This is a genomic window from Microcystis aeruginosa NIES-4325 (genome assembly GCF_008974145.1).
Lineage (GTDB): Bacteria > Cyanobacteriota > Cyanobacteriia > Cyanobacteriales > Microcystaceae > Microcystis > Microcystis aeruginosa_G.
Genome location: NZ_BJKP01000085.1, coordinates 1 through 1,600 on the forward strand (window position 1 = coordinate 1; position 1,600 = coordinate 1,600).

4 protein-coding genes are annotated in these 1,600 nt (G+C 42.3%); 1 reads left to right on the forward strand and 3 read right to left on the reverse strand.

Annotated elements, in window-relative coordinates:
- The 3 genes from MiAbW_RS19030 to MiAbW_RS19040 all read right to left on the reverse strand — a co-directional run.
- On the reverse strand, nucleotides 1-89 hold an 89-nt coding region (locus MiAbW_RS19030), incomplete at its 3' end, for an IS1 family transposase (RefSeq protein WP_133164151.1).
- 109 nt (nucleotides 90-198) lie between these two features.
- The gene (locus MiAbW_RS19035) at nucleotides 199-873 is read right to left on the reverse strand and encodes an HAS-barrel domain-containing protein (RefSeq protein ID WP_151697343.1); all 675 of its coding nucleotides are present in this window, start codon (nucleotides 871-873) and stop codon (nucleotides 199-201) included.
- 2 nt (nucleotides 874-875) lie between these two features.
- Nucleotides 876-1,070 carry an NAD(P)H dehydrogenase subunit NdhS gene (locus MiAbW_RS19040; RefSeq protein WP_002759298.1) on the reverse strand — a complete coding sequence of 65 codons (195 nt, stop codon included), beginning with the start codon at nucleotides 1,068-1,070 and terminating at the stop codon, nucleotides 876-878.
- A 441-nt stretch (nucleotides 1,071-1,511) separates the two neighbouring features.
- Between MiAbW_RS19040 and MiAbW_RS19045 the strand changes: the two genes are divergently transcribed.
- Nucleotides 1,512-1,600: IS1 family transposase (locus tag MiAbW_RS19045; RefSeq protein WP_133164151.1), on the forward strand; the 89-nt coding region annotated here is incomplete at its 3' end.

Genomic DNA, 1,600 nt, shown 5'->3' on the forward strand with positions numbered 1-1,600 from the left:
CCACAGGTTACACAAATAGGATTTTGTTTACCTTGTTTATTGATGCCATTTTTACGGATATGGGTAGATTTACATTCAGGGCATTGCATTTTGATTTCCTCCATTCATATCTCTATTATGCAACGCCGACACAAAGGACACAAAGAGAGGGAGTGAGGGATTTTCACTACTCCAAGAGCACCCAGATAGCCCAATAATCTAAGCGTGAATATGAATTTGACTAAGAATATAACGCAAGCGATCGTAATCATCCTTAAGTAAAACACTTAACTGTCTGCCCACATTCACTAACCATTGTCGATCGGCTTGACGCAATTGATACATCTGACGGATAGAAGCAGCGGCCAAGGCTTCCACGGGAGTATTTTTGACCTGTAATAAAATTCTTAAAAAGTCTAATTGTTCACTAAAATCAACCACTTCTAAGGACTCACATTGATAAACAGCCTGATGAATTTGTGGGGGTCGGGGAGGAATATATTGATAGATATAACCCCGCCCGGCACCATTGCCATTAACTTGTCTTGGCAGGGTTTCAAAACCGACAATAGTTGCCCGAAATTCCGTTTTTAACATAGCGAAAATCTGCGGCTGTTGTTCCCGCAATTCAGCCAAAGATAACCCCAAAGCTCTAGCGTGATGTACCGAATCGATGGGGGCAGTGGTGGCAAAGGTGACAATCCCAAAAATCTTATTACCCGTTTCTTCATCGTAGGCTTTTACCCAACTACCAAAAGCGGGCATAAAAGGAAAGTTTAACTCCTCTGGTTCCAAACATTGCGCTAAAAACTCGGTCGTCGTCGTCTCGATAACTTCGGCGATATGATCGGGATAGCGGCTATCCGTGGTCAATTGCGGTAGGGGTGGACGCATGGTTATTTTTTGCCTTTAGCCGGGGCAATAATTACTTCTTCTAATTCCGAGAGATTAAAGGTAACTAACTTGTCCCAGTTACCCCCCTCAAAAAGAACGGCCACTTTCCCATCGCTTAAACGCTGGGCTAAACCTTCAAATTTATAGTAGGTATCATCGGGATTGGTGACTCGAACGGTACTACCTGGCAAAATCATAGGATTAACGACGAAATTATAATTAACTGTCTCTTAGCTTATCAAAAATTAGTTATCAGGGAGTCGGCTGGCAATAAGATGAAGCATAACGGGATTGGGAGCATCTCACCTTTGTAACGCCTAAATTAAGTTTTATGTCAAGCTATTTTGAAAGCCTTGCCAGAAGCAAGTTTTAGCGACAAGCATAATTACTCACTTGCATAAATGAGATGCTCCGGACGGGATTTGGCATCATCCCCAGAGAACAGGCTATTTACCGATCACTGAAAAAAGCTCCCCACTTCCTCCACAATCAATAACAGGTTCCAATCTCAGTGATCTGTGCTACCATTCGGGGTAAATTCAAGCGATATCCAGACACCTATGAGCAAGGTTCTCGTGTTGAATGTCTCCTAGAAACCGCGGCGTTGCATAATAGAGATATGAATGGAGGAAATCAAAATGCAATGCCCTGAATGTAAATCTACCCATATCCGTAAAAATGGCATCAATAAACAAGGTAAACAAAATCCTATTTGTGTAACCTGTGG

Excerpts from the sequence above, each read along its gene's own strand:
- MiAbW_RS19035 (WP_151697343.1), bottom strand. The coding sequence starts at position 873 with ATGCGTCCACCCCTACCGCAATTGACCACGGATAGCCGCTATCCCGAT.
- MiAbW_RS19040 (WP_002759298.1), bottom strand. The coding sequence starts at position 1,070 with ATGATTTTGCCAGGTAGTACCGTTCGAGTCACCAATCCCGATGATACC.